At 71.1% G+C, this 26,066-nt stretch carries 30 protein-coding genes; 13 read left to right on the top strand and 17 right to left on the bottom strand.

The genetic code is table 11. The features are described 5' to 3' along the window. Positions 1 to 252 precede the first annotated feature (252 nt). The 4 genes from EIY87_RS12790 to EIY87_RS12775 all read right to left on the bottom strand — a co-directional run bounded on the left by EIY87_RS12790 (position 253) and on the right by EIY87_RS12775 (position 4,977). Positions 253 to 1,035: a carbohydrate ABC transporter permease gene (locus EIY87_RS12790; protein WP_125309687.1), complete on the bottom strand. Its 783-nt coding sequence runs from the start codon at positions 1,033 to 1,035 to the stop codon at positions 253 to 255. Between the two features lie 29 nt (positions 1,036 to 1,064). Beyond that, positions 1,065 to 1,961 carry a carbohydrate ABC transporter permease gene (locus tag EIY87_RS12785; RefSeq protein ID WP_125307930.1) on the bottom strand — a complete coding sequence of 299 codons (897 nt, stop codon included), beginning with the start codon at positions 1,959 to 1,961 and terminating at the stop codon, positions 1,065 to 1,067. Continuing rightward, entirely contained in the window at positions 1,958 to 3,247 is a 1,290-nt protein-coding gene (locus EIY87_RS12780) for an ABC transporter substrate-binding protein (RefSeq protein WP_125307929.1), read from the bottom strand. The genes EIY87_RS12785 and EIY87_RS12780 overlap by 4 nt, the downstream gene beginning before the upstream one ends. A gap of 101 nt (positions 3,248 to 3,348) precedes the next feature. Further along, positions 3,349 to 4,977 carry a long-chain fatty acid--CoA ligase gene (locus EIY87_RS12775; RefSeq protein ID WP_125307928.1) on the bottom strand — a complete coding sequence of 543 codons (1,629 nt, stop codon included), beginning with the start codon at positions 4,975 to 4,977 and terminating at the stop codon, positions 3,349 to 3,351. A gap of 434 nt (positions 4,978 to 5,411) precedes the next feature. On the opposite strand from EIY87_RS12775, the gene mihF reads away from it, so the two are divergent. Both mihF and EIY87_RS12765 read left to right on the top strand, forming a co-directional pair. Then, positions 5,412 to 5,723 carry an integration host factor, actinobacterial type gene (gene mihF / locus EIY87_RS12770; protein ID WP_051767699.1) on the top strand — a complete coding sequence of 104 codons (312 nt, stop codon included), beginning with the start codon at positions 5,412 to 5,414 and terminating at the stop codon, positions 5,721 to 5,723. An 83-nt stretch (positions 5,724 to 5,806) separates the two neighbouring features. Beyond that, the gene (locus EIY87_RS12765; protein ID WP_125307927.1) at positions 5,807 to 6,964 is read left to right on the top strand and encodes an isochorismate synthase; all 1,158 of its coding nucleotides are present in this window, start codon (positions 5,807 to 5,809) and stop codon (positions 6,962 to 6,964) included. A gap of 108 nt (positions 6,965 to 7,072) precedes the next feature. On the opposite strand, the gene EIY87_RS12760 is transcribed toward EIY87_RS12765, so the two are convergent. Then, on the bottom strand, positions 7,073 to 7,759 hold the full coding sequence (locus EIY87_RS12760; RefSeq protein WP_191984073.1) for a 4'-phosphopantetheinyl transferase family protein: 687 nt from the start codon (positions 7,757 to 7,759) through the stop codon (positions 7,073 to 7,075). Between the two features lie 130 nt (positions 7,760 to 7,889). Here EIY87_RS12760 and EIY87_RS12755 point away from each other — a divergent pair, with 130 nt between their 5' ends. Further along, positions 7,890 to 9,059 carry an acyl-CoA dehydrogenase family protein gene (locus EIY87_RS12755; protein WP_125307925.1) on the top strand — a complete coding sequence of 390 codons (1,170 nt, stop codon included), beginning with the start codon at positions 7,890 to 7,892 and terminating at the stop codon, positions 9,057 to 9,059. A gap of 78 nt (positions 9,060 to 9,137) precedes the next feature. Here EIY87_RS12755 and EIY87_RS12750 read toward each other — a convergent pair whose 3' ends face one another. The 4 genes from EIY87_RS12750 to EIY87_RS12735 are packed head-to-tail and all read right to left on the bottom strand — an operon-like array spanning position 9,138 to position 12,433. Next, positions 9,138 to 9,458, bottom strand: coding sequence for a hypothetical protein (locus tag EIY87_RS12750; RefSeq protein ID WP_125307924.1), 321 nt, complete (start codon positions 9,456 to 9,458; stop codon positions 9,138 to 9,140). Between the two features lie 58 nt (positions 9,459 to 9,516). Further along, a complete protein-coding gene (locus EIY87_RS12745) occupies positions 9,517 to 10,158 on the bottom strand; it encodes a TetR/AcrR family transcriptional regulator (RefSeq protein WP_225439849.1) in 642 nt (213 codons plus the stop codon). Further along, the gene (locus EIY87_RS12740) at positions 10,149 to 11,699 is read right to left on the bottom strand and encodes an ATP-dependent acyl-CoA ligase (protein ID WP_125307923.1); all 1,551 of its coding nucleotides are present in this window, start codon (positions 11,697 to 11,699) and stop codon (positions 10,149 to 10,151) included. Before EIY87_RS12740 ends, EIY87_RS12745 begins: the two co-directional genes overlap by 10 nt. Then, complete coding sequence (locus tag EIY87_RS12735) at positions 11,696 to 12,433, bottom strand: enoyl-CoA hydratase/isomerase family protein (RefSeq protein WP_125307922.1); 738 nt, start codon at positions 12,431 to 12,433, stop codon at positions 11,696 to 11,698. Before EIY87_RS12735 ends, EIY87_RS12740 begins: the two co-directional genes overlap by 4 nt. A gap of 48 nt (positions 12,434 to 12,481) precedes the next feature. Here EIY87_RS12735 and EIY87_RS12730 point away from each other — a divergent pair, with 48 nt between their 5' ends. Next, positions 12,482 to 14,065: an amidohydrolase gene (locus EIY87_RS12730; protein WP_125307921.1), complete on the top strand. Its 1,584-nt coding sequence runs from the start codon at positions 12,482 to 12,484 to the stop codon at positions 14,063 to 14,065. Positions 14,066 to 14,069: 4 nt separating this feature from the next. Here EIY87_RS12730 and EIY87_RS48045 read toward each other — a convergent pair whose 3' ends face one another. Continuing rightward, entirely contained in the window at positions 14,070 to 14,390 is a 321-nt protein-coding gene (locus EIY87_RS48045; protein ID WP_191984072.1) for a hypothetical protein, read from the bottom strand. 55 nt (positions 14,391 to 14,445) lie between these two features. Between EIY87_RS48045 and EIY87_RS12720 the strand changes: the two genes are divergently transcribed. From EIY87_RS12720 to EIY87_RS12695, 6 genes are all read left to right on the top strand, one after another. After that, a complete protein-coding gene (locus EIY87_RS12720) occupies positions 14,446 to 14,886 on the top strand; it encodes a GNAT family N-acetyltransferase (RefSeq protein ID WP_125307920.1) in 441 nt (146 codons plus the stop codon). Positions 14,887 to 14,925: 39 nt separating this feature from the next. Then, complete coding sequence (locus EIY87_RS12715; RefSeq protein ID WP_086860186.1) at positions 14,926 to 15,609, top strand: metal-dependent transcriptional regulator; 684 nt, start codon at positions 14,926 to 14,928, stop codon at positions 15,607 to 15,609. 136 nt (positions 15,610 to 15,745) lie between these two features. After that, positions 15,746 to 16,564: an LLM class flavin-dependent oxidoreductase gene (locus EIY87_RS12710; RefSeq protein ID WP_125307919.1), complete on the top strand. Its 819-nt coding sequence runs from the start codon at positions 15,746 to 15,748 to the stop codon at positions 16,562 to 16,564. A 72-nt stretch (positions 16,565 to 16,636) separates the two neighbouring features. Continuing rightward, positions 16,637 to 16,981, top strand: coding sequence for a transcriptional regulator (locus EIY87_RS12705; protein WP_166640026.1), 345 nt, complete (start codon positions 16,637 to 16,639; stop codon positions 16,979 to 16,981). Positions 16,982 to 17,006: 25 nt separating this feature from the next. Beyond that, complete coding sequence (locus tag EIY87_RS12700) at positions 17,007 to 18,065, top strand: zinc-binding dehydrogenase (RefSeq protein ID WP_125307918.1); 1,059 nt, start codon at positions 17,007 to 17,009, stop codon at positions 18,063 to 18,065. A 249-nt stretch (positions 18,066 to 18,314) separates the two neighbouring features. Then, positions 18,315 to 18,935, top strand: coding sequence for an alpha-ketoglutarate-dependent dioxygenase AlkB family protein (locus EIY87_RS12695; RefSeq protein WP_191984071.1), 621 nt, complete (start codon positions 18,315 to 18,317; stop codon positions 18,933 to 18,935). On the opposite strand, the gene EIY87_RS12690 is transcribed toward EIY87_RS12695, so the two are convergent. Then, the gene (locus EIY87_RS12690; protein WP_125307916.1) at positions 18,932 to 19,498 is read right to left on the bottom strand and encodes an ArsR/SmtB family transcription factor; all 567 of its coding nucleotides are present in this window, start codon (positions 19,496 to 19,498) and stop codon (positions 18,932 to 18,934) included. The two genes, EIY87_RS12695 and EIY87_RS12690, sit on opposite strands and share 4 nt — an antisense overlap. Before the next feature lie 78 nt (positions 19,499 to 19,576). On the opposite strand from EIY87_RS12690, the gene EIY87_RS12685 reads away from it, so the two are divergent. Continuing rightward, a complete protein-coding gene (locus tag EIY87_RS12685; RefSeq protein WP_125307915.1) occupies positions 19,577 to 19,933 on the top strand; it encodes a hypothetical protein in 357 nt (118 codons plus the stop codon). Continuing rightward, complete coding sequence (locus EIY87_RS12680) at positions 19,926 to 20,099, top strand: hypothetical protein (protein ID WP_125307914.1); 174 nt, start codon at positions 19,926 to 19,928, stop codon at positions 20,097 to 20,099. Before EIY87_RS12685 ends, EIY87_RS12680 begins: the two co-directional genes overlap by 8 nt. On the opposite strand, the gene EIY87_RS12675 is transcribed toward EIY87_RS12680, so the two are convergent. Genes EIY87_RS12675 through EIY87_RS12655 form a run of 5 tightly spaced genes read right to left on the bottom strand, consistent with a single transcriptional unit; the run spans position 20,096 to position 24,337 of the window. Continuing rightward, a complete protein-coding gene (locus EIY87_RS12675) occupies positions 20,096 to 20,932 on the bottom strand; it encodes a 5-oxoprolinase subunit C family protein (protein WP_125307913.1) in 837 nt (278 codons plus the stop codon). The two genes, EIY87_RS12680 and EIY87_RS12675, sit on opposite strands and share 4 nt — an antisense overlap. Then, a complete protein-coding gene (locus EIY87_RS12670; RefSeq protein WP_125307912.1) occupies positions 20,929 to 21,540 on the bottom strand; it encodes a 5-oxoprolinase subunit B family protein in 612 nt (203 codons plus the stop codon). Before EIY87_RS12670 ends, EIY87_RS12675 begins: the two co-directional genes overlap by 4 nt. Next, positions 21,537 to 22,286 carry a LamB/YcsF family protein gene (locus tag EIY87_RS12665; protein ID WP_125307911.1) on the bottom strand — a complete coding sequence of 250 codons (750 nt, stop codon included), beginning with the start codon at positions 22,284 to 22,286 and terminating at the stop codon, positions 21,537 to 21,539. Before EIY87_RS12665 ends, EIY87_RS12670 begins: the two co-directional genes overlap by 4 nt. Before the next feature lies 1 nt (position 22,287). After that, positions 22,288 to 23,082, bottom strand: a complete 795-nt coding sequence (locus EIY87_RS12660; RefSeq protein WP_125307910.1) for a putative hydro-lyase — start codon at positions 23,080 to 23,082, stop codon at positions 22,288 to 22,290. Between the two features lie 10 nt (positions 23,083 to 23,092). Further along, complete coding sequence (locus EIY87_RS12655; protein WP_125307909.1) at positions 23,093 to 24,337, bottom strand: MFS transporter; 1,245 nt, start codon at positions 24,335 to 24,337, stop codon at positions 23,093 to 23,095. A 115-nt stretch (positions 24,338 to 24,452) separates the two neighbouring features. Here EIY87_RS12655 and EIY87_RS12650 point away from each other — a divergent pair, with 115 nt between their 5' ends. Beyond that, positions 24,453 to 25,175, top strand: a complete 723-nt coding sequence (locus tag EIY87_RS12650) for a GntR family transcriptional regulator (protein ID WP_125307908.1) — start codon at positions 24,453 to 24,455, stop codon at positions 25,173 to 25,175. On the opposite strand, the gene EIY87_RS12645 is transcribed toward EIY87_RS12650, so the two are convergent. Beyond that, entirely contained in the window at positions 25,176 to 25,829 is a 654-nt protein-coding gene (locus EIY87_RS12645; protein ID WP_125307907.1) for a DNA alkylation repair protein, read from the bottom strand. Between the last annotated feature and the right edge of the window lie 237 nt (positions 25,830 to 26,066).

Raw genomic sequence — 26,066 nt, 5'->3', positions numbered from 1 at the left:
TGGCGGGACTGCGCCTGGTCGGGACCGGCTACCTCGTCGGCAATCTGCTGGGACTGCTCGCGCTGACCGGCCGCGCGTGGGTGTTCTGGCTGGTCCTGGCGGTGAACGCCACCCAGGCGGCGGGCGTGTTCGCGATCCCGCCGCCGGTGTGGCGGGCGACCTCCGACCTGTACGGCTGGGCCGGGTGGCTGCCTTCGCTGGTCACCGACGGCGGGGCGCTCGTGCTGACGCTGGTCCTGCTGTGGTGGCGGTTCAGCCCGTCAGGCCGGACTCGGTCACCCCGCGCACCAGGTACCGCTGCAGGAACGCGAACAGCAGCACGATCGGCAGGATCGACACCGCCGCCGCCAGGAACAGCAGGTTCAGCTGCGGGTTCTGCGCCGTCAGCAACCCCGACAGCGCCACCTGGACCGTCCACGAATCCGGGGACTGAGCGATGATCAGCGGCCACAGGAACGCGTTCCAGCTGCCGATCACCGTGATGACCGCGATCGCCGCGAAGAACCCCTTCGAGTTCGGCACGACGATCCGCCAGAACACGCCCCAGCGGCTGAGCCCGTCCACCCGGCCTGCTTCCTCCAGCTCGCGCGGGAAGTCCAGGAAGTACTGGCGGAACAGGAACACGCTGAACGCGCTGAACAGCCCGGGGATCACCAGGCCGCGGAAGTCCGACAGCCAGCCCAGCGACGAAACCACCACGAAGCTCGGCACGAACGTCACCGACGTCGGGATCATCAGCGTCGCCAGCACCGCGTAGAACACGATCTTGGAACGGCGGTACGGGATCCGGGCGAGGCCGTAGCCCGCCAGGGAGCAGAGCACCAGCAGGCCGACCGTTTGCAGCACCGCCACGATCGCCGAATTGAGCAGGCTCCTGGCGAACGGGACGTCCTCGGCGGAGAACAGCTTCGAGAAGTTCTCCCAGTGCACTGTGGACGGGAAGAACGTCCACTCCGGAGCGGTGATCTCCGCCCGCGACGCCAAGCCGTTGCGCAGCAACAGGTAGAAGGGGAGCAGGAACAGGACCGCCGCCACGATCAGGGCGGCCCACCGGAAGAACGCCCTCACGCCGGCCTCCCGAACCGCAGTACCCGGCCCTGGAACAGGGTCACCAGCGCGATGATCAGCGCCAGGATCACCGCGCCCGCGCTGCCGCGGCCGAGGTCCTGGCCGCCCGAGCCGAGCGACGTGTAGTACAGGTACACCAACGGCGGGCGGGCGAACGGCGGGTACCCGCGGCTGTCGCCCATGATGTTGTAGAACTCGTCGAACGCCTGGTAGGCGTTGATCAGGTTCAGCAGCAGCACCGCCACCGCCGTCGAGCGCAGCTGCGGGAGCGTCACGTACCGGAACACCTGCCAGCCCGGTTTCGCGCCGTCGAGCCACGCGGCTTCGTACAGGTGCCGCGGAATCCGTTGCAGCGCCGCGATGAACAGGATCATGTAGAAGCCCAGCTGCAGCCACAGCCGGGCAGTGACCAGCACGATCCAGTACAGCGGCGGGTGCACCGTCCCGGTCCACGCCACCGGATCCACGCCGAACACCGACAGCACGGTGTTCGCCAGTCCATATCGGACACCCGAGAACAGCGACGTCTTCCAGATCAGCGACGCCACGACGTACGAGCACGCGAAGGGCAGGAAGAACACCGACCGGAAGAACGCGCGCGCGAACCGCAGCTGGTTGACGCCGAGCGCCAGAGCCAGCGACAGCACGAACGTCAGCGGCACGATGAACACCGCGAACACGCTGAACGTGCCCAGGCTCGACAGGAACGGCTTGTCGGTGAGCATGTGCCCGTAGTTGTCCAGGCCGACGAAGTCCGTCGGGGTCACGGTGTTGCGCGCGTCGAAGAACGACAGGTACGCGCTCCAGCCGATCGGGAGGTACGCGAAGACCGCGAGCCCGAGCAGGAACGGTCCGACGAAGAGCCAGAAGGCGCGCGCGTCGCGCCGTTTCATCCGAACAGGCGCTTCAGCTCGGACTGGGCCACGCCGACGGCCGTCTTGACCTGCGCCGCCGGGTCCGCGCCCTCCTTGGCGATCTTCGCCGCCGCGTCCGACAGCGCCGTGTTCGACTGCTGCGTCCACACCGGACCGCCGACGAGGTGGCTGTTCTCCTTGACGAACCGGGCCGCGTCGGCGGCCGGGCCGCTCTTGAGGTTGTCCGCGCGGTCGATCAGGCTCTGCCGGGCCGGCACGTGGAAGCCGAACTTCGTCGCGAACTCCAGCTGGTTGTCCGTCTTGTCGATCCACAGCCACTTCACGAACGCCTTCGCCTCGGCGACGTGCGCGCTCTTGGCGTTGACCATCGCGCCGTACGCGCCGACCGGCACCGACGGCGCCCCGCTGCCGTCCAGCTTGGGGAAGGGGAGCACGCCGAAGTCGTCGTCGAACGCCGAGCGGATCTTCGGCACGTTCCACAGCCCGGTCCACTGCATCGCGGTGAGCCCGTCGATGAACGCGCCCGGGTCCGACCAGTCGGCCGGGGCGCCGAGCAGCAGCGAGCCGTTGGTGTTGAGGGTGTGCAGCTTGCCGAGCGCGGTGGCCGCGCGCGGGTCGTCGAAGCCGACCTCGCGGTTGCCGTTCTTGAGGTAGTCGAGGCCCGCCGACCACAGCAGCGGCCCGGTGAGCACGCCGACGCCGCCGTCGTTGCCCGCGAAGAAGCCCTTGACGCCGTCCTTTGTCAGCTTCGAGGCCGCGTCGATCAGCTCGTCGACCGTCTGCGGCGGCTGCACGCCGGCGGCTTGGAGCAGGCTCTTGCGGTAGAAGAGCACCTGCGTGTCGGTGGCCTGCGGGATGCCGTAGACCTTGCCCTCGACGGTCTGCGCGGCCAGCACGGCCGGGCTGAAGTCGGCCTTCACCGGCGCGATGACGTCGTCGAGCGACACGACCTGGTTCTGCCGCACCCAGTCGATCTTGACCTGCGCTTCGAAGACGTCCGGGACCTTGCTGTTCTGCAGCGCGGTGACGATCTTGGAGTCGTAGTCGCCGGGGTTCCACTGGACGTTCACGGTCGCGCCGGGGTAGCTCGCCGCGTAGCGCTTCACGGCTTCCTGGACGCCGTCCTCGCCGTACGCGTGGTACCACTGCTGGAGCGTGACCTTCGGGGTGTCCGACGGCGGCGGCCCCGCCGAGTACGCCGTCGAGGGCGGCGGGTCGCCCTGCCGCCCGGTGTTCGACCCGCACGCCGCCGTCAGCGCGCCCAAGCCCGCGAGCGCCAAGAACCTGCGCCTGTTTTGCTGCATCCCCAGAACCCCTCCGTGAAGTTCGTGAAGGCCACCTTGAGGAACACAGAGTTCCTCAAGGTGGCCTTCACGAACATGAAGACTCGCCGGAGATTTACCCGTTAGAGCTGGGCGATGTCGAGCTTTCCCTCGGAGTAGGACGCGCGGATCCGCTTCTTGTCGAACTTGCCGACGCTCGTCTTGGGGACTTCGTCCACGAACGTCCAGTTCTCCGGCAGCTGCCACTTCGCGACCTTGTCGGCCAGGAAGTCGCGCAGCTCCTCGGGCGTGGCCGTCTGGCCCTCCTTGAGCACGACCGCGACCAGCGGCCGCTCGTCCCACTTCTCGTCCGGGATGCCGACGACCGCGGCCTCGGCCACCGCCGGGTGGCCCATGACCTGGTTCTCCAGGTCGACCGAGGAGATCCACTCGCCGCCGGACTTGATGACGTCCTTGGCGCGGTCGGTCAGCGTCAGGTAGCCGTCCGCGCTGATCTTGCCGACGTCGCCGGTGCGCAGCCAGCCGTCGTGGAACTTGTCCGGGTCGACCTGCGAGCCGCCGTAGTACGAGCCGGCGATCCACGGGCCCTGGACCTCGAGCTCGCCGACGGCTTCGTTGTCCCAGGGCAGCACCGTGCCGTCGTCGTCGAGCAGCCGCGCCCGCACGGACGCCGGGAAGCGGCCCTGCGTGTAGCGGTAGCGCCAGGCCTCGTCGCCGGTCGCGGAGGCGGGCGGCCGGGCCACGCTGCCCAGCGGCGACGTCTCGGTCATGCCCCAGGCGTGCAGGATCGACACCTGGTGCCGCTCCTCGAACGCGTGCATCAGCGACGGCGGCACCGCGGACCCGCCGACGACCACTTCACGCAGGTGGGAGATGTCCTGCGGGTGCGCTTCGAGGTGGGCGAGCAGGCCCTGCCAGACGGTCGGGACCGCGCCGGCGAACGTCGGCTTCTCGGCCGCGAGCAGCGCCGCGAGCGGGGCCGGCTGGAGGAAGCGGTCCGGCATCACCAGCGACGCGCCGACCATCAGCGCCGCGTACGGCAGGCCCCACGCCATCGCGTGGAACTGCGGCACGATGGCCAGCGCCTTGTCGCTCTGCGCGAGGTTCATGCTGTCGCTCATGCAGACCTGCATCGAGTGCAGCCAGATCGAGCGGTGTGAGTAGGCGACGCCCTTGGGGTCACCCGTCGTGCCCGAGGTGTAGCACATCGCGGCGGCGGAGCGCTCGTCCACTTCCGGCCAGTCGAAGGTGTCCGGCTGGGCGGCCAGCAGTTCGGCGTAGGAGTGCACCTGGACGCCGTCCGGGGCTTGCAGGGCCGCCGCGTCGCCGTTGGCCACGATGACGTGCCGGACCGTCTTGAACTCGGGCAGCTGCTTGGCCAGCAGCGGGACGAGCGTGCCGTCGACGATGACGACCTGGTCCTCGGCGTGGTTGGCGACGAACGTCAGCTGCTCGGGGAAGAGCCGGATGTTCAGGGTGTGCAGCACGGCGCCCATCGCCGGGACGGCCAGGTAGGCGGCCAGGTGCTCGGCGTTGTTCCACATGAACGTGCCGACGCGCTGGTCGCCGGTGACGCCGAGGCTCCGGAGCGCGTTCGCGAGGCGGGCGGCGTTGCGGCCGAGCTCCCCGTACGTCTCGCGCCGGGCTTCTGAACCGGTCCAGGTGATGACTTCGCTCGCCGAGTGCACCGAGGTGCCGTGCTTGAGCAGGTTCGCCAGCGACAACTGGCCGTCCTGCATGGTGCTCAACATGGTCGCTCCCGGGGGTCGTTCGCCGGTGAACTGGGGTTGCGCCGACTCTAGTGCGGATCGGGTGAAGCGGGCATGGTCAACAACGGCTCCGTTCGGTCACGGTCGTCGCGCGATCGGGCGACGACCGGACGATGATCAAGATCATCAATTTTTGCGCCTTTCCTTATACGCAAGGAAATGCGTGCGGTAACGGAGGCTCCACTTCCGGGTGACTCTGGCCACCCGAGGCGCTTCTTGGGAGCGTTTCCGCAGGCCGGAGCGGGTTGCCCGGTATCACCTCCGGGGGTAATAAGTGCGTGTCGGTTGCACGGCCGCGAAGCCGGTGGCGTTTACTGGGGCCGTGGCAAGAGACGGCTGAGCAGCGCTTGCAGGAGCAAGCACTCACAAAAGCTGTCGGCCGCGAAAGCGGAGACCTGAGAGGAAAGGACACTACGTTGGCTCTGCCTACGTTGACTCCGGAGCAGCGCGCCGAGGCCCTGGCCAAGGCCGCCGAGGCTCGCAAGGCGCGTTCGGAGCTGCTCGCGTCGATCAAGTCCGGCAAGGAGAGCATCGAGAAGGTGCTCAAGCAGGCCAAGGAGAACAAGACCATCGGGAAGACGAAGGTCACCCAGCTGCTGAAGGCCGTCCCCGGCCTCGGCGCGGTGAAGGTCGCCGCCCTGCTCGAGCAGGCCGGCATCGACCCGGACCGGCGTGCGGCCGGCCTGGGCGAGCGCCAGCGCGAGGCGCTCATCGACGCGCTCAAGTAGCTCGTCGTCAGGAGCTCCCGCGAGGGGAGTGTCGCTCGTGACACTCCCCTCGCGGATCTCCCGAAGCCTGGGACGCTGGAGCCGTGAGTTCACCTGACCCGGCGACCCCGGCACTCGACCTCGCCGCCCGCTACCAGCGTGGCGACTTCCTCTTCACCACGGCCCAGCGCGCACTCCTCGCGCAGGGCGTGCTCCGGACCGTCACCGAGACGGACCCGCGGCGCCTCGCTTCGGCGATCCCCGGCGTCCTGGCGGAGACCGGAGCCCCGCTGGCCGTCGGCGTCCTGCCGTTCGACACCGGGCCCGACACGAAGGTGCCGGGCCACCTCGTCGTGCCGCGGACCGTCCACCGCGCCGAGGGCGCGCCTTCGCTCGCGCGTGAGGTACTGGCGGCGCCCGTGGAGGTGCGCGCGGTGCCTTCGCCGTCCCGGCACATGGCCGCCGTTTCGGCCGCTGTCGACGCGCTGGGCTCGCGCGGCCTGCGAAAAGCCGTCCTGGCCCGCGCCCTGGACCTCGAGTTCTCTTCGCCGGTGCCGGCTGAGCGCGTCGTGCGCAACCTGGCGGCCGGCAACCCCCGCCACTTCACGTACGCGGCCGAGCTGCCCGGCGGCCGCACGCTCGTCGGCGCCACGCCCGAGCTGCTGCTGCGCCGCACCGGCCGCACGGTGTTCTCGTCGCCGCACGCGGGCTCGATGCCCCGGTCCGCGGACCCGGCGACCGACCGCGCCAACGGCGAGGCGCTGCGGACGTCCCGCAAGGACCAGCTCGAGCACGCGGTGGTCATCGACTACCTCGTCGAGGCGCTGCGGCCGTTCTGCCGCACGCTGGACGTCCCGGCGGGCCCGGAGCTGGTGACGACGCCGGCGATCTGGCACCTGCGCACCCCGATCACGGGCGAGCTGCTCGACCCGGAGGTCACGGCCCTCGACCTCGCGGCGGCCCTGCACCCGACCCCGGCGATCTGCGGCACCCCGACGGCGGAGTCCCGCGACCTGGTCCAGGAGCTGGAGCCCTTCGACCGCGACTACTACGCGGGCGCGGTCGGCTGGGTCGACGCGGCAGGCGACGGCGAGTGGGCGGTGGCGATCCGCTGCGCGGAGATCGCCTCGACGTCGATGAGGCTGTACGCGGGCGGCGGCATCGTGGCGGCGTCGGACCCGAGGGCGGAACTGGACGAGACGACGGCGAAGTTCAGGACCCTGCTGACGGCGATGGGCCTGGAGGACCTCACCTCGGTCTGACCCCGGCCCCGAGCGCCCCAATGTGGCCTTGGTTGCGTCTTGCGCACCGAAGGCCGCCTTGGGTGCGTCTGACGCACCGAAGGCCACATTGGGGCGCTCGGTCGAGCGCTACGGGAGCCAGTGCTCCTCGGTCACCGACAGCTCCTCGGTGGTCAGCACCGCGATCGCCGCGCGGTAGCCGTCCGCCGCCTTCAGGTCCACCAGCCGCGTGCGCGCCGGGTCCAAAGCCGCGTCCCCGGACGACACCAGCCGGGCCGGTTCGTCGTAGCGGGAGAACGTGATGCTCTGCAGCGGGATGCGCAGGCCCTTGCCCGTGGCCTTCATCACCGCTTCCTTGCGGGTCCAGTAGACGAAGAACGCCGCCGCCTTCGCGTCCGGGTCCAGGCCGGCCAGGTGGGCCGCCTCGGCCGGGCTCAGCGCGTAGTCGATCAGGCCGTCGTCCGCGCGGCGGTTGGCCGTCTCGACGTCGAGGCCGACCGGGACCGCCGGGGTGGCCGCGAGGCCGATCAGGTCGCCCGAGTGGGAGATCGACAGGGTCAGGTCCGCGCCCGGGACCCGGGGCCTGCCGTGGGGCTTGCCGCAGTCTTCGCAGGTCGCGTCGAACTTCACCGCGTCCGCGGCCAGGCCCAGCCGCTCCGCCGCGACCGTCTTCGCCAGTACGCGGCCGGTCAGGAAGCGGCGCTTGTCGGCCTCCTGGCGGTACGCCGCGAAGCGGTCTTGCTCGGCTTCGTCCAACAGGCGCAGGAAGCGCTCTTCGGCGGGCAACGGCGGCGACCAGCGGACCACGATCTCCATCACCCCTCCGATCCTTCCGGGCGCCCGGGCGCTTGTCACGAATTCGGGCCGAGGTCTGGGGTAATCCACCTCTCACGGGGTACCCTGGACTAAGCAAGCGCTTAGCCAGTGTCGGAGGAGCAGCTCACCCATGGACTTTTCACTCAGCACCGAAGAACGGGAAGTGCGCGACTGGGTCCGCACGTTCGTCCAGCGGGAGCTGATCCCGCTCGAGCAGGAAGTCCTCCGCCGCGAGCGCGCGCACCAGCCGGGGCTGACCGGCGAGGAGCTGAAGGCCCTCCAGCTCAAGGCGAAGGAGTCCGGTTTCTGGGGTGTCTTCACGCCGGAGGAGTACGGCGGCATGGGCCTGTCCGCCGTGATGGCCGCGCTGCTGGAAGCCGAGCTCGGCCGCACCTTCGTGCCGTTCCGCTTCGGCGGCGCCGCGGACAACATCCTGTTCCACGCCAACGAGGAGCAGAAGCAGACCTACCTGCTGCCGACCATCTCGGGCGAGCGCAAGTCGTGCTTCGCGATCACCGAGCCGGGCGCCGGGTCGGACGCCAAGGCCATCCGGACCACCGCCCGCAAGGACGGCACCGACTGGATCATCAACGGCGAGAAGACCTTCATCACCGGCGGCAACGAAGCCGACTTCACCATGGTCTTCGCGATCACCGACCCGGAGAAGGGCGCGAACGGCGGCGTCACCTGCTTCCTCGTCGACCGCGAGGCCGGCTGGAAGTCCGAGTACATCGACACCATGGGCGAGTGGGGCCCGGCGTCGCTGATCTTCCAGGACGTCCGCGTGCCCGAGACGCAGATCCTCGGCGAAGAGGGCCGCGGCTTCGAGCTCGCGATGCAGTGGATCGGGCAGGGCCGCTACCTCCTGCCGGCCCGCGCGATCGGTTCGTGCGAGCGGCTGATCTCCATGGCCATCGAGCACGCCAACACGCGGGAGACGTTCGGGCAGAAGATCGCCGAACGCCAGGCCATCCAGTGGATGATCGCCGACTCCGGCGTGGAGCTCGAGGCGCTGCGCTGGCTCGTGCTCAACGCCGCCTGGCAGGTCGACCAGGGCATCGACTCGCGGCACGCGCAGTCCATGGCGAAGCTGTACGGCGGCCAGAAGGCCAATGAGATCGTCGACCGCGTCCTGCAGATCCACGGCGGCATGGGCTACACCCGCGAGCTGCCGATCGAGCGGTGGTACCGCGAGCTGCGGCTGCTGCGCATCTACGAAGGCACCGACGAGATCCAGCGCCGCACCATCGCGCGCAACCTCCTCAAGGGGCACGTGAAGGTCGGCGGCGTGCTCGGCTGACCGTGCCCGAAACGCCGTTAAGGCCACCTTACGGGCGTCAGACGCCCGTAAGGTGGCCTTAACGGCACTCTGGTCTGGTTACTTCTTGTTGCGGATGGCGATCGGGACGCCGGCCAGGTCCTCTTCGTTGCACAGGAGCTTCACGTCGTAGTACGGCGAGCCCTGGCGGTCGTCGTAGTCGAGGTGGATGGCCAGGACGTCGAGCGGCTCGCCCAGCCACTCCTGAGCCTGCCGTAGCCACGCGGAGCACCGTTCCAGGGCGGTGGGGAGATCGTCATCGCGGAACTCGACCGGGCGATAGGGGACATCCTGCACCTGATCGCGGGGGTGTGCCGGCGCCGGGATGCCCGGCGCGAGACCCGAGTCGTCCAGTTCCAGTTGGATCGTTTCCTCAGTCACCCTTCGAGCGTCCCCCACGCACGCCGTCTGGGCAAGGCGTACACAGGTAAAAGCGCCGCTAAACGGACACGCCCCACTCTTTCGCGACGATTTCCCGGCACCGTCGGAAGTCGGTGGGACCCGGCGGGGACGTGCAGCCCAGCGCCCTCGACACCAGCTCCGCGTAGTGCTCCGCGAGCTGGTCCAGCGCCAGCGGGCCGCGCGGGGAGTACCAGCGGGCCACGCCGCTGCACATCTCCAGCAGTGCGAGCCGCGTCACGGCCGGGTGTTCGGTGTGGAACACCCCGGCCGCGACGCCCTCGTCGATCGCCGCCGCCCACAGGCGTTCGTAGGCGTCCCGCAGCGCCACCACCGGCTCGCGCGCGGCCGGGGACAGCACGTCGACTTCGTTGTCCACCACGCGGGTTTCCGCCGGGCCGATCGCGTGCGCGAGCACGTGCAGCGCGACCAGCGTGCGCAGCCGGTGCACCGGGTCGCCGCCGCCCGCCGTCGCTTCGCGGGCCGCGTCCAGCAGGCGGTTCAGCGCCGTGTGCATGATCTCCGCGAGGAGATCCTCCTTGGTGCCCATGTAGTGGTACAGGCTCGCCGACGAGAGTTCCGCCTCCTGCGCCAGATCCCGGATGCCGGTGCCGTGGAACCCCTTGGCGGCGAACAGCTTCACCGCCGCCGCGCGCACCCGCTCCCGGCTGCTCACAGCCATGCTCCCGCCTTCGCGTCCCACGACCCGGCGCGCGGGTCGGCCACCTTCCGCAGCTCGCCCTTGGCCACCCGCTCCGACGGCGTCATCGGCAGCGCGTCGGCGAACGCCCAGAACCGCGGAACCTTGAAGTAGGCCAGCTTGCCCGAACAGAACTCGGCGAGTTCGGCGGGGTCGGGACGGTCGCCGTCGCACACGACGTACGCCTTGATCTCCTCGCCGCGCAGCTCGTCGGGCACCGCGACGACGGCGGCCAGCTTGACCGACGGGTGCAGCAGCAGCGCGCGCTCGACCTCGTCCGCGGACACGTTCTCGCCGCTGCGGCGGATCATGTCCTTCGTGCGGCCGACGTAGTAGACGCGGCCGGCGTCGTCCAGCCGGGCGAGGTCGCCGGTGTGGAACCAGCCGTTCTCGAACGCCTTCGCCGTCGCTTCGGGATCGTCGTGGTAGCCGTGCATCAGCCCGATGCCGCGGATCAGCAGCTGCCCGGTTTCCCCGCGCGGCAACGGCTTCCCGTCGTCGCCGGCGATCATCACCTCGCGGTCGCGGCTCGGCCGCCCGATGCAGCCGGTGCCGACGGTCTCGTCGTGGTCGGCCGCCGTCATCCGGATGTCGCCGCCGGTCTCGGTCATGCCGAACGCCTCGTACCACGGGACGCCCCAGCGCGCCTCCAGTTCGGCGTGCAGCTCCCGCGGGATGGCCGACGCGCAGATCGCGCGGACGCGGTGGTCGCGATCGGCGTCCGACGGTTCCTGGCGCAGCAGCAGCGTCGGCATCAGGCCGAGGCAGTAGAACCACGTGACGCCGTGCTCGCGGACCTTCGCCCAGAACGTGCTGGGGTGGAACCGGTCCAGCACGACGAGGGTGGCGCCGCCGGCCAGCCCGAGCGCGACGTTCCACTGTGGATCGATGTAGTGGAAGGGCTGCGCGGTCAGCAGGACGTCCGCTTCGCCGACGGCGGGGAAGTCGGTGGCCAGTCCGATCGCGAGCGTCGTCCAGTAGCGGTTCGGCAGGACGCAGCCCTTGGGCGCGCCGGTGGTGCCCGACGTGTACTGGATGTTCACCGGCAGCTCGGGCACCGGCGTGAAGCCCGCACTTTCACGTGAAAGTGCGGGCCCCAGGTGCGCACTTTCACGTGAAAGTGCGTCCGGGGTGACAACCTCGGTCAGGCCGATGCGGTTGAGGAGGTCGGTGAACTCGGCCGCGGCGACGACGAGTTTCGCGCCGGAGTGGCGGAGGACGTGGGCGCCGTCGAATTCCTGGTAGTTCGTGTTGACCGGCACCAGCTGCGCGCCGATCTTCGCCAGCGCGAGCCAGGTCAGCGGGAACGCGGGCACGTTCCGCAGCATCACCGCGACGCGGTCGCCGGGCTCGACGCCGCGCTCGGCCAGCGCCGCGGCGATCCGTGAGCTTTCGCGGTCGACCTCGGCGAACGTGAAGGCCTGGTCCAAGTGGTCGAACACCCAGGCCGTGCGCTCCGGCCACAGCTCGGCGGCGCGCCGGACGAGCTGGTCCAGCGTCCCGATCTCGGCGAGCGGGGTCATCCCCGGCTCCGGAACGCTTCGGTCGACGCGGCGACCGCGGCCGAGTGCTCGGTGATCAGGGCGTGGCTGACCTCGAGCTCGAGCGCCGGCTCGACGTCGATCGGCGTGTCGAGGACGCGCTTCGCCATCGCCGCCGCGGCCGGCGGGTGCTCGGCGATCCGCTTGGCCCAGCTCAGCGCTTCGGCTTGGAGCTGGTCGGCGGGCACGGCGGCGTTGACCATCCCCAGCTCCGCGGCCTTCCGGCCGTCGAACCGCTCGCCGAGCAGCAGCAGCTCCTTCGCCTTGAGCGGGCCGACGAGCAGCGGCAGCAGCCGCGACGCCGCGCCGGTGACGCTCAGGCCCAGCGAGACCTCCGGGAACGCGAACACGGCGTCCTCGGCGGCCAGGATCAGGTCGCAGCCCAGCGCGAACTCCGCGCCGGCGCCGATCGCGTAGCCGTGGACCGCCGCGATCACCGGCTGGCGCAGCCCGCGCAGCCGCCGCGTGACGTCCTGGAGCCGGTCCAGCCGCGTCCGCGAGTCACCCGCGGGGGTGGGTTCCTTGAGGTCGTGGCCGGCGCAGAAGGCCCGGCCGTTCCCGGACAGCACGACGACGCGGGCGTCGCTGCGGGCGGCCGCGTCGAGGGCGGCGAGGAAGTCGTCGACCAGGACGGCGGCGACCGCGTTGAGCCGCTCGGGCCGGTTCAGCCGGATCTGCGCGATGCCGTCCTCGACGGCGAAGTCCACGGTGGGCATGAGGGCGATGCTAGACGTTCGATCGATCGATCGATAGCCTCTGGATTCATGAAGGTCGACGCGGTCTACGAGAACGCCACGGTGTGGACGGGCGAAGGCGTCACCAGCGCACTCGCCGTGCTGCACGGCAGGGTGGTCGCGCTGGGCGACGACGCTCGTCAGCTGTCCGCGCGCTCGCGGGTCGACCTCGCCGGCGGCTTCGTCGTGCCCGGCTTCCACGACGCCCACAACCACATGGCGTGGTTCGGCATGGGCCTCGACGACGTGCCGCTCAGCGACTGCCGCAGCGTCGAGGAGGTCTACGACGCGGTCGCCACGCGCGCCGCGACGCTGCCGGCCGGGAGCTGGGTGGTCGGCAGCGGGTACGACCAGAACAAGCTCGCCGGCGGGCACCCCGACCGGCACGGCCTCGACCGCGCCGCGCCGGGCATGCTCGTGCGGCTCAAGCACACGTCCGGGCACATGACCGTGGTCAACTCGGCCGTGCTCGACCAGCTCGACCTCGCGCACGTCCCGGTCGGCGGCGACGTCGTGCACGCCGACGGCTCGCCAACGGGACTGCTGCGCGAGCAGGCCCAGCTCCTGCTGCGGCCGCTGACGTACCCGACACCGGTCTCGCGGGTCGTGCGCGGGCTCGCCCGGGCGTCCGAGCAGTACCTCGCCGAGGGCATCACGAGCGTCCAGGAGGCCGGGATCGGCGGCGGCCTGGTCGGCGAGACGCCCGCCGAGCTGGCCGCCTACCAGCAGGCGCGCGACACCGGCGTGCTGCGCGTGCGCAGCACGGTGATGGTCGCCGCGAGCGTCCTGCACGACCTGCCCGACGACGCCGGCTTCGGCCTCGACCTCGGCCTGCGCACCGGCCTCGGCGACGAGTGGCTGCGTGTCGGCCCGATGAAGTTGTTCGCCGACGGCTCCCTCGTCGGGCGCACCTGCGCGATGCACGACCCGTTCGACGGTGAGCCGGACAACCGCGGCTACTTCCAGGTGCCCGAGGAGTCGCTCGCGCGGACGATCCGCCGCGCGCACGACGCCGGCTGGCAGATCGCGACGCACGCCATCGGCGACCGCGCGATCACCGTCGTCCTCGACGCCTACGAAGCCGCGTTGGCCGCTTCGCCGCGCGCGGACCACCGGCACCGCATCGAGCACTGCGCGGTGCTCCAGCCCGCGGAGCTGACCCGGCTCGCCTCGCTCGGCCTCATCCCGTCCCCGCAGGGCCGGTTCGTCAACGAGCTCGGCGACGGCATGCGCGCCGCGCTCGGCGACGCCCGCGTGCCGTGGTGCTACCGGCTGCGCAGCGTCCTCGACGCCGGCTGCGTGCTCCCCGCGTCGTCGGACCGCCCGGTCGTGAACGGCGCGCCGCTGCTCGCGCTCGCCGACATGGTTCGGCGGCGCACGGCGTCAGGCGCACCCTTCGCGCCCGAAGAGGCGTTGACGCCGGAGCAGGCGTTGCGCGCGTACACCTACGGCTCGGCCTACGCGACCTTCGCCGAGCGTGACCTGGGCACGCTCGAGCCCGGGAAGCTCGCCGACTTCGCCGTGTTGTCCGGCTCGCCGCTGGAAGAGTCCGCTTTGGACGACCTCAGCGTGCAAGGCACCGCCGTCGGCGGCGAACTGCGTTATCAAGCGTGATGACTCACTTCCTTCCCACGAACTCGAGTGCTTCTTCCGCCAGCGCGGACCACGGCTGTGGCGACGCCGCGTCCAGCGCCAGCCATTCCTTCATCGGCGTGCCCTTGTTCGCGTCGAACCGCACGCCGTGCCCACCCTCGACCAGCTCGTCCACCCGGGCCTTGGGCAGCTTGAGCACCAGCTGCCCGCGGACGAACATCGCGAAGATCCGCCCGTCGGCGCGCAGGGCGGTGCGCCCGAACCCGCCGGTCGCCCCCGGTGGCGTGATGCCCGGGCGTCCGGTGAACTCGTCGACCAGGTCTTCGAACCTGCCTTCTGGTGACATCGACCACCTCCTGCCCCGACAGTAACGACCACCACCGACAGAAACGGGAGGCGAGATGCCCGTCCGCGACGCCGTCTTCGAAGACATCGAGGAAATCTGCGCGCTCATCGAGGAGCACGCCGTCTACGAGGACAACCACGACCTGAAGCTCGACCGCGCCGAGATGAGCGGGCACCTGTTCGGGCCGGACCCCAAGGCGTGGGTGCTGATCGCGACCCCGCCCGATGAGCCGGGGACCATCGCCGGCTTCGCCTTCTGCAGCTGGAACTTCTCGACGTGGGAGGCCCGGCCGGGGATCTGGCTGGACGACCTGTTCGTCCGCCCGGCCCACCGCCGCCACGGCCTCGGCGGCGAGCTGCTCGACGAGCTGCGCAACCGCACGACCGGCCGCGTCGAGTGGGACATGCAGGAGGGCAACGAAAAGGGCGCGGCGTTCTACGCCCAGCTGGGCGCCGAGCCGGTCCCGGGCTGGATCCGCTACCGCTGGCGGCCATAACTTTCACGAGAAAGTACGTAGCACCGTAAAGTATGCGGTATGGGAGATGGTTCGGTCCGGAGGTCCTCGTCCGTCGAGGACTACGTCCGGGTGATCTACGGCCTGGTCGAGCGGGGTGAGGCGGTCACCAACACGTCGCTCGCCGGCCGGCTGGAGGTCAGCCCGTCCTCGGCGTCGGGGATGGTCACGAAGCTGTCCCAGCTCGGCCTGGTCACGCACGTGCCGTACCGCGGCATCGAGCTGACCGCGGACGGCAGGCTCCTCGCGCGCTCGGTGCTGCGCCGGCACCGGCTGATCGAGACGTACCTGGTCTCGGAGCTCGGCTACACGTGGGACGAGGTCCACGCGGAGGCCGACGCGCTGGAGCACGCGGTGTCGGACCGCCTGGTCGAGCGCATCGCGGCGAAGCTCGGCAACCCGGTCCGCGACCCCCACGGCGACCCGATCCCGGCGCCCGACGGGAGCGTGGAGGAGCTGTCGGTCCGGATCCTGGACGACCTCGAGCCGGGCGCGGTGGGCGAGATCGTCCGGGTGTGGGACACCGACCCGGAGCTGCTGCGGTACCTGACGGAACACGCGATCAACCTGGGCGAGCGCATCGAGGTCATGGAGCGCCAGCCGTTCGGGGGGCCGATGGTGGTGAAGGTGGGCTCGCCGCCGGATGCGGCTACGCACGCGATCGGCAAGGAGATCGCCCAGGCGTTGTCGGTCACCCTGCGCTGATGTCATGAAAGGGTCGTTCATGTCGTCTGGCGAGGTGAAAGACCCTTTCATGACGTCCGTGCGCTGAGGGGCGTACGCGCGGATGACGTCGTGAAGCGGATGTGGTGACCCGCCCACCCGCCGCACCATGGGCCGCATGAAACCTTTCCGCTTCGGCATCGTCGCCGGTTACGCGCCCGATCTCCCCACCTGGACCGCCCAGGCCGAGCGGATCGAGGACCTCGGCTACGACACCCTCCTCGCGACCGATCCCGTCGGCACCGCCGACCCCTTCGTCCTCCTGGGCGCCACCGCCGCGGTCACCCGCAGCCTCCGCCTCGGCACCTTCGTGCTCGCCGATCCCTTCCGGGACGCCCGGGCTCTCGACTGGCAGGCGCAAACCCTCCACCGGCAGACCGGCGGACGCTTCGAACTCGGGCTCGGCGTCGGCAGGCCCGGCGCGGAGGGCCACGCGCGGCAGCTCGGCCGGGAGTTCCCCTCACCGGGTGAGCGCGTCACACGGATGGCGGAGACCATCGCGCACCTCAAGCGCACCGACGATCGGCCGCGGCTGGTGCTCGCCGGCGGTGGGCCGAAAATGCTCGCGCTCGCCGCGCAAGAAGCCGACACCGTCACGTTCACCTGGGCGCCGAAAACGACCGAGGCCGAGGCTGAGTCCATTGTGGATCGATTCCGGGCGCTCGCCGGTGCCCGGCTGCCGGACATCGAGCTGGGGCTGAACCTGATGGCCGTCGGGGAGGCGCCGTCGCCGGGAATCGCGCGGTGGGCCGGGGTCGACGTGCCCGAGCTGGCCGCCGCCGGTGCGGTCACCGTGCTGCCCGAGGACCCGAAGCGGGCCGCGGAAAGGCTTCTCCGGTGGCGGGAGCGGTGGGGGATTTCCTACGTCACCATCAACTCGGGCTACGCCGAACCGTTCGCCGCGATCGCCGCGGAGGCGCGCACGGCAGGTGGGTGAGTGGTCTTCCGATCTTGCGAACCGGCGCCTACGCTCCAATGTTCGTATTCGGGAGTGCTTCGGAGCGTTGTGATGACCGGTCAGCGAACACGCACGATCGACCGGGGGGAACAGGCGGAGCTGAGCCAGCTGCTCGCCGCGGGCCCGTTCGACGTGGCCCTGCGGGCGGCGATCCGCGCCCGCGGGCTCGGGCTCGATCGGATCCGCTATCGCTTGCGCGGCAGGGGAACCACGGTCAGCCTGGCCACCCTCAGCCACTGGCAGTCCGGGCGGTGCCGCCCGGAACGCGCGGAATCGTTGGAGGCCTTGCGGAATCTCGAGGACATCCTGAACGTGCCGGACGGCTCGCTCAGCAAGCTCCTCGGGCCGCCGCGGGGAAGAACCCGCTTCCACGCGCAGCCGCCGCCGCTCAACTGAGCCGCCGCAACGTAGGCTCGCGGCCATGCGAGCCGTCGTGATCGAAGAGTTCTGCGCCCCGCCCGTCGTGCGGGACGTGCCGGAGCCGGTGGCGCCGCCGGGTGGTGCGGTGATCGAGGTCGACGCGACCGGCGTGTGCCGCAGCGACTGGCACACCTGGCAGGGCCACGACGCCGCCGTGACGCTGCCGCACGTCGCCGGGCACGAGCTCGCCGGCCGGGTCGTCGCGCTCGGTGCCGGCGTGCGCGGGTGGGCGCTCGGCGCACGCGTCACCGTGCCGTTCGTCTGCGCGTGCGGGAGCTGCGCCCAGTGCGCGCGCGGCGACCAGCAGATCTGCGACCGCGAGTTCCAGCCCGGCGCGACGCACTGGGGTTCCTTCGCCGAGCGCGTCGCCATCGAGCACGCCGAGACGAACCTGGTCGCGCTGCCGGACTCGATGGGCGCCGCCGAGGCCGCCGCCCTCGGCTGCCGGTTCGGGACGGCGTTCCGCGCGGTGCTGCGGCAGGGCCGGGTCACCGCGGGGCAGTGGGTTTCGGTGTACGGCTGCGGCGGCGTCGGGATCTCCGCCGTCCTGCTGGCCGTCGCGGCGGGCGCGAAGGTGGTCGCCGTCGACGTCTCGACGGCGGCGCTGGAGCTCGCGGCGAAGTCGGGTGCGGTGCTGACCGTCGACGCGTCGGCGTTCGACGGCCCGGAAGCCGTCGCCGAGCACGTGCGCGAGCTGACCGGGGGCGGCACGCACGTCTCGCTGGACTGCCTCGGCTCGCCGTCGACCTGCGCCGCGTCCGTGGGCAGCCTCCGCAAGCGCGGGCGCCACGTCCAGGCCGGGCTGATGCCGCCCGCGCAGGGCGTCGCGCCGATCCCGATGCACCGGGTGATCGGCGGTGAGCTGGAGCTGGTCGGCATCCACGGGCTCCAGGCCCACGAGTACCCGGAGCTGCTGCGCGTCGTCGAGACGGCGGGGATCGACCTCGCCGCGCTGATCGGGCGGCGGATCGGGCTCGGCGACGTCCCGGCGGCGCTGACCGAGATGAACGACCCCGTTCCAGCGCGCGCGGGCGTCACCGTCGTGACTTTCGGTGACTGATCCGCCGCGCCGTGGTCAAGTGACCCGTTCGTAGCTGATCCACGCTGGCCTTGTGACATTCAGGTGTGGCAACGTCTAGTTCATGGTGGCCCACGGCGAGGGGTTTCGGCCGCAGGAGCGTCCCGTTGGTCCGTTGGGACGTCTCCTGCGGCAGTTCGCCGCCGCGGGTGTCACGTTCCGCGGTCACCGGCTCGTGCCTTCGACGATCACCGAGCGTGCCCGGCGGGAGCTTCCGGCACAATCGAGGTGATGGACGCCCTCCTGCCGCGCCCGCGCACCGAGATCGCGCCCGGCGCGGTGCACCTGCCCGACTGGCTCGGTTTCGACGAGCAGCGCGCGTTCGTGGCGGCCTGCCGCGGCTGGTCCGGCTACCGCCACACCCGCCTGCCGAACGGCGGGGTGATGTCGGTGAAGTCCGTTTGCCTCGGTTGGCACTGGTACCCGTACGGCTACTCGCGCACCACCGGGGAGGGGACGCCGGTGCTGCCGTTCCCGGACTGGCTGGGCGACCTCGGCCGCCGCGCGCTGGCCGCCGCGACCGGTGAGCGGGACTACGAGCCGGACGTCGCGCTGGTCAACTTCTACGACGCCACCGCGAAGATGGGACTGCACCAGGACAAGGACGAGCGCAGCCCGGCCCCGGTGGTCTCGTTCAGCCTCGGCGACGCCTGCGTGTTCCGCTTCGGCAACACCGAGACGCGCGGCAAGCCGTACACCGACGTCGAACTCCGGTCAGGCGACGTCTTCGTGTTCGGCGGCCCGTCCCGGCTGGCGTACCACGGCGTGCCGAAGACGTTGCCGGGTACGGCGGACCCGGCGCTGGGGCTGACCGGGCGGCTGAACATCACACTGCGGGTGTCCGGGCTCTAGTCTTCCTCCGGCACGATGATGAGCCGGACGGCGAGGGCGCGTGAGCCCTCGGGGTGCTGCCCCGGCTCGCTGACGTACTTCCAGACGAGGTTCTGGTACTCCTCGACGAACGAGGCGGCCTGCTCCTTCGTCAGGTGCAGCCCCGAGCGGTGGATCTGGTTCCAGCCGCCGGCGCTGTCGTAGCCGGCGTACGCGCGCGTGACCAGGCTGAGGTCGTGGCTCATCTTCAATGCGCCCAGCTTCAGCGCGGCTTCGCGCTCGTCCGGCGTCAGTTCGAGGCCCGGTGGGGTGTAGATGTCCTTCGGCAGCGACTTCCACCAGCGCTCGCGGCCGTCGCCGCGGTCCTCGATCTCCGCGATCAGGTCGAGGTCGGCGAGCTTGCGCAGGTGGTAGCTCGTCGTCCCGGTGCTTTCGCCGAGGGCCTTCGCGACGCTGGTCGAGTTCGCTTCGCCGTGTTTGCCCAGGTAAGACAGGATGTCGCGGCGCACCGGGTTCGCGAGGGCCTTGTGAAAGGCCTTGAGATCCGCGCCGGTGAGCACGCGCCTCTCGGGACGTTGGACCATGGCCGCAGCGTACTACAGAGGCTGTTTGCAAAAAATCTCTGCAATCGGCTACCTTGGGTCGGGAGATCGGGGGTCACGATGAAGAAGCTGTTCTGGGCGGCGGGTTTGGGCCTGCTGCCGTGGATCGCGGTACTGGGGTCGACGCTGCCGGACGTCGTGCAAGCACAGCACTGGCGGCTGGCCTGGACGGGGTTCGACGCGGCGGAGGCGTTCGGCCTGCTGGCCACCGCCTGGCTGCTCGGGCGCGGCGACGCGCGGACGCCGTTCGCGGCGATCGGCACGGCGACGCTGCTGCTCGCCGACGCCTGGTTCGACGTCGTCACGGCCGGCGACGACGTGGTGTTTTCCCTGCTCATGGCTGGTCTTGAGGTGCCGCTGGCGCTCGCGTGCCTGTCCGTCGCCCTGCCGCGACCGGCGGTGCCCGCTCATGTCTGAGCTGAGCCCGCGGCTGCGGGACGAGATCGACGACCAGGTCGCGGAGGCCCTCGACGCCTACCTCGCCGAGTGGCGCCCCCGCCGAGCCCGCAGCTGGCCGCTGTGGCTCGCGATCGCGCTCACGAACATCGCGTGGCTGGTGGTCGTGAGCGGGAAACCGGGTTAGCGCGCGGGACGGAAGCGGACCGTCTGCCCGGGGCGCAGCTGGGCCGCGAGGTCGAGGTCGTCCTCCTCGACGACGGCGAGCACCGGGTAGCCGCCGGTCGTCGGGTGGTCGGCGTGGAACAGGATGGGCCGGCCGGACGGCGGGACCTGCAGCGACCCCGGGACGCACGCTTCGGACGGGAGTTCGTCGTGCCGCACCCGGGAAAGCGGCGGGCCGGTGAAACGGATGCCGACGCGGTCCGAGTCCGGGGACACCGTGTACACAGTGGACAGCAGCTCGTCCGGTGCGGCGAACCAGTCCCGGCGCGGACCCGGCGTCACCCGCAACACCGGCGACGACGGCAAAGCCGCGCGGGGCGCGAGGTCCACGGCGGGGAACTCCCGTGGCGCCGGGCCGATCGGCAGCAGCATGCCGGCGGCCAGCGGTGGCGGCCCCAGCTTCCCGAGGGTGTCCGTCGCCCGCGAACCGAGCACCGGCGGGACGTCGATGCCGCCGCGCACCGCCACGTAGCACCGCAAGCCCGAAATCGCCGTGCCCAGCGCGAGTTCTTCGCCGGGCCACAACGTGATCGGCCCGTTCAGGCCGCCTTTCGAGAGTGGGCAAGCGGCTCCGGTGACGGCGACCGTCGTGACGGCGGACGCGCGCAGCACCAGCCCGCCCAGCGTCACCTCCAAAGCGGCCGCGCCGGCGGGGTTCCCGACGAGCCGGTTCGCCAGCCGGAACGACGAGCGGTCGGCCGCCCCGGACCGCCCGACGCCGAGGGCCGCGTGCCCGGGACGGCCGAGGTCCTGCACCGTCGTCGTGAAGCCCGGCCGGACGACCTCCAGCTTCACGACGCCACCACCGTGAACCGGACGCGGGTGCCGGGCGGCAGCAGGTTCGGCGGGTCGCGCTCGACGTCCCACACCGGCACGTCGGTGCGGCCCAGCAGCCGCCAGCCGCCGGGGGACGCGCTCGGGTAGACCGCGCTGTACTCGCCGGCGATCGCCACCGAACCCGGCGGGATCCGGGTGCGCGGCGACGAACGGCGGGCCACGTGCAGCGCGGGGTCCGATCCGGACAGGTAGGCGAACCCCGGTGCGAAGCCGCAGAACGCCGAGACGTACGAACCGCCGCTGTGGCGGGCGATCAGCGCACCCACGCTCAACCCCGTTTCCGCGGCGACCTCGGCCAGGTCTTCGCCGTCGTACACCACCGGGATCACCACCTCGCCCGCGTCGGCCGCCGCACTGTCCACAGGGGACACCTGCCGCAGCACCGCGCCCAGCCGGCCGGCGTCGGTCACCGACGGGTCGAAGCGGACCAGCAGCGTCCGCGCCGCCGGGACCAGCTCCTCGACGCCGTCCGGCGCCAGTTCCGCCACGGCCGCCTGGTAACCCAGCACGTCGGCGGTCTCCACCAGCACCGCGCGCCGCCCGCACGGCAGCAACCGCACGGTCATCCCGTGAACGCGCCGAGCGGCACGCCGGCGTCGGTCAGCGCCGCCTCGATCCGCCGGGCCAGCTCCACCGCGCCCGGCGTGTCCCCGTGCACGCACAGGGAATCCGGGCGCACGTCGAGCTTGGTGCCGTCCTCGGTCACGACGCCGCCGGTCGCCATGCCGACCGCCCGCTCGGCGACCAGATCGGGGTCGTGCAGCACCGCGCCCGGCTTCTTGCGCGAGACCAGCTTGCCGTCGGCGGTGTACGCCCGGTCCGCGAACGCCTCCGCGTACGCCACCACCCCCGCGAGCTCCGCCTGTCGCTGCATTTCCGAGTTCGGCAGGCAGAGCAGCGCGAGCGCGGGGTCGTACCGGCGCAGGCCGGCGACGATCGCCGCGGCCTGCTCAGCGTCCGCCGCCGCGGTGTTGTACAGCGCGCCGTGCGGCTTCACGTACGTCACGCGGCTGCCGGCCGCGCGGGCGAACGCGTCGAGCGCGCCGATCTGGTAGAGCACTTCGTCGGCCAGCTCGTCCGGCGCGATGTCGAGCGCGCGCCTGCCGAACCCGGCCAGATCGCGGTACCCGACGTGCGCGCCGATCGCGACGTCGCGCTCGGCCGCCATTTCGCACACCCGGCGCATCACCGACGGGTCGCCGGCGTGGAAGCCGCACGCGATGTTCGCGCTGGTCACGATGTCGAGCATGGCTTCGTCGTCGCCCATTCTCCAGGCGCCGAAGCCCTCGCCGAGATCGCTGTTCAGGTCCATTTCAGCCCACCCGGTATTCGCTGTCGTGGCGGTCGGTGATGAACATGTACCCCGGCGCGTGGGTGATCGCAAAGGGAGGCCGCGACGCCATCAGCGCCGCCTGCGGGGTGACGCCGCAGGCCCAGAACACCGGGACGTCGCCGGGGTGCGCGTCCACCGGGTCGCCGAAGTCCGGCCGCGAGAGGTCCTCGATCCCCAGCGCCCGCGGGTCGCCGATGTGCACGGGAGCGCCGTGCACGGCGGGCATCGCGCGGGTGATCCGGATGGCGTCGTCGACGCGGTCCTCCGGGATCTGCCGCATCGACACCACCATCGGGCCGAACAGCCTTCCGGCGGGCTCGCACTGCCGGTTCGTCACGTACATCGCGACGTTGCGGCCCTGGTCGACGTGCCGCAGCGGGACGCCCTCGGCGGCCAGCGCCGTCTCGAACGTGAAGCTGCAGCCGATGGAGAACGCGACCATGTCGCTGCGCCACAGCCCGGTCGCGTCCGGCACCTCGCCGGCGAGCGCGCCGTTCTGCCAGATCCGGTAGCGCGGCAGGTCGGTGCGCAGGTCCGCGCCCTCGGCGAGCCGGGTGGCCGGGTCGCCGGGGTCGGTGACGTCGAGCAGCGGGCACGGCTGCGGGTTGCGGGTGCAGAAGAGCAGGACGTCGTACGCCCAGTCTTCCGGCACGGCGATCAGGTTGGTCTGGGTGAAGCCGTTGGCCCAGCCCGTCGTCGGCCGTGCGGTGCCGCGGCGGAACACCGCGCGCGCCTGTGCCGGGGTGAAGGTGGCCGGTTCGTCCGTGGTCGTCATGAGTTCCCCCTCAGTCGACGAGTTCGATGCCCCGGGTTTCCGGGAGGCCGAGCAGCGCGAGCACCGCGATGCCGTAGCCGAGCGCGCCGAACACGATCGCCCCGCCTGCCCCGAGGAAGCCCACGATGGTCGGGAAGATCGCCCCGACCGCGCGGCCGAAGTTGTACGTGAAGCCCTGACCGGTTCCGCGCAGCGCCGTCGGGTACAGCTCGGCGAGGAACGCCCCGAAGCCGCTGAAGATCGCGGACATCGAGAAGCCGAGCGGGAAGCCGAGGACGAGCACGAGCCCGTTGGCGCCCTTGGGGATCTGCGTGTACGCGACGATCAGCGCGGCCGAGAGCAGCGCGAACGTCAGGAAGGTTTTCTTGCGCCCCAGCAGGTCCGTGAGGTAGCCGCCGCAGACGTACCCGACGAAGGCGCCGGTGATGAGGAACGCGAGGTAGCCGCCGGTGCCGATCACGGTCAGCTCGCGCGTCTTCTTCAGGTAGGACGGCAGCCACGTCGAGATCGTGTAGTACCCGCCCTGGACGCCGGTCGCGAGCAGCGCGGCGAAGAACGTCGTGCGCACGAGGTCGCCCTTGAAGATCTGGACGAGGGTGCCCTTCGGGCGTTCGGTCTTGAGGCGTTCCTCCGCACGCGGGGCATCCTTGACGCTCTTGCGGACCCACAGCACGAGCAGCGCCGGGATGACGCCGGTCCAGAACATGATCCGCCAGGCGACGTCGTCGCTCGCGACGCTGAACACCACGGTGTAGACGATCACCGACAGGCCCCAGCCGACCGCCCACGCGCTCTGCACGAACGCCACGGTCCGGCCGCGGTAGCGCGCCGAGGAGTACTCCGCGACCAGCGCCGCGCCCGCCGCCCACTCGCCGCCGAAGCCCAGGCCCTGCAGCGCGCGGAAGACCAGCAGCGTCTCGAAGTTCGGCGCGAACCCGCAGAGCACGGTGAAGATCGTGTACATCGCGATGGTGATCTGGAGGGTGCGCACGCGGCCGATCCGGTCGGCGAGCATGCCCGCGCCGACGCCGCCGACGGCCGACACGACCAGCGTCGTCGTGCCGAGCAGGCCGGCTTCGCCGCTCGAAATGCCGAAGTAGGCCGTGATGGCGGCCAGGCCGAGCGGCAGCGTCTGGTAGTCGAACGAGTCCAGGCCGTAGCCGCCGAACGCGCCGACGAAGGCGCGCCGTCCGCGTTTCCCGAGCGTGCGGAACCAGTCGAACGGCCGGGCCTCGGTTGCAGTGGTCGCGGTCATGGGCACCTCCTGGCCAGTGTCTCTCATCGTGGCGTGCCTCACACGGTAGGGATTGTTGAACAATTCCACAAGACGGCAATTGGATCGTCCCCTGTGTGACGGGTATCATCGGAGCGTGATCATCGAAGACAGCGGGTTACCGGGCCTGGCGGCGGACCGCGGCCTGGTCAGCCGCAAGAGCACGGCCGAGCGGGTCGCCGGCGTCCTCCGCAAGCGCATCGCGGAGGGCTTCTTCCTGCCCGGCGGCCGGCTGTCGGAGCAGGACATCGGCACCGCGCTCGGCGTCTCGCGCAACACGCTGCGCGAGGCGTTCCGGCTGCTCACGCACGAGCGGCTGCTGGCCCACGAGCTCAACCGCGGGGTCTTCGTCCGCATCCCGAGCGTCGAGGACGTCGTCGACATCTACCGCGTCCGCAAGATCATCGAGTGCGCGGCGGTCCGCGGGGTGACGGCCAAGCCGCCGACGTTCGCGCGGATCAAGGAGAAGGTCGACATCGGCGACGAGGCCGCCCGCTCCGGCAACTGGAAGGACCTCGGCACCGCGAACGTCTGGTTCCACCAGGAGCTGGCCGCGCTGTCGGGCAGCGAGCGCGTCAACGAGCTGGTCGGCAGGCTGACCGCCGAACTGCGGCTGGTCTTCCACATCATGGCCGAGCCGCGCCGGTTCCACGAGCGCTACTTGCCGCGCAACCACGAGATCCTCGACCGCATCGAGGCGGGCGACGGGCCGGGCGCGGAGCAGCTGCTGCTGAAGTACCTCGCGGACGCGGAGGAGCAGCTCGTCGAGGCGTACGCCGACCGCGCGGAGGCGGCCCGCGCGGCGATCGCGGCGGAGTAGCTACTTCCGCCGCACCATCTCGGCGATCCAGACCGGCGCGAACGGGGACGTGCAGTTCGGCGGCGTCGGGTAGTCCTTGAGCACTTCCAGGCGCTCGCCGATGGCGATGGCCCGCGCGCGGAGCCCGGCGTGCTCGATGCCGATCTGGGCCAGGCAGTGGTTCATCGCCCACTGCAGGCGGTCCGGGGCGTCCTTCATCTCCTTCTCGATGACGTCGAGGAGCTCGTCGAGGCCTTCGGTCATCTTGGGTACGCGGGCGGTCGTCAACGCCCAGCCGGCGCTCGCGACCACCGGGTCCGGGTCGGCGAACCAGGCCTGGCGGAGTTCTTCGGCGTGCGTGCTCTTCTTGACCACGTAGTTGACGAGCCAGTCGTGCACCTTCGGCGTGCGCGCGGTCCGGAGCATGGCGTCCAGCTCGTCGCGCTCGAAGGCCTTCGGGCGGCAGATCAGCGTCGCGAGCAGCTTGGCCGCGGTGTCGTCGGTCCGCCACAGCTCGCGGGCGAGGTCCTGCTGCGTTTTCAGCCGTTTCGCGACGGCTCGCAGCTTGCTCAGGTTCACGCCGTGGTCGTCACCGTGCTTTTCGTTGACCGCACGGGCTTTGGGGTCTTCGAGGGCGGCCAGGTCGGCCAGCACTTCGTCCACGGTCTCCGCCATGGCGGCCAGCTTACGGTGCGCGTTCGGGCACGCTTGGCGGCCGGACGGGCCGAGCCCCGGCCCGGCTCCGGTGCCGCTGGATAACCTCGGTTCGGTTCCGCCGCCGGAGACCCCCAGCGGCAGGCGGGCCACGCTGCCGGGCCGCCGCATCCCCAGTGCCGCGGCCCGGCAGTCCCGCTCCCCAAAGCCGTGAAGGCCTCCTTACCGGCTTTTATGACCGGTAAGGAGGCCTTCACG

It is taken from the genome of Amycolatopsis eburnea, assembly GCF_003937945.1.
Classification (GTDB): Bacteria; Actinomycetota; Actinomycetes; order Mycobacteriales; family Pseudonocardiaceae; genus Amycolatopsis; species Amycolatopsis eburnea.
The sequence above is the reverse complement of the archived record's forward strand: the minus strand, read 5'-3'. Positions and strand labels throughout refer to the sequence as shown.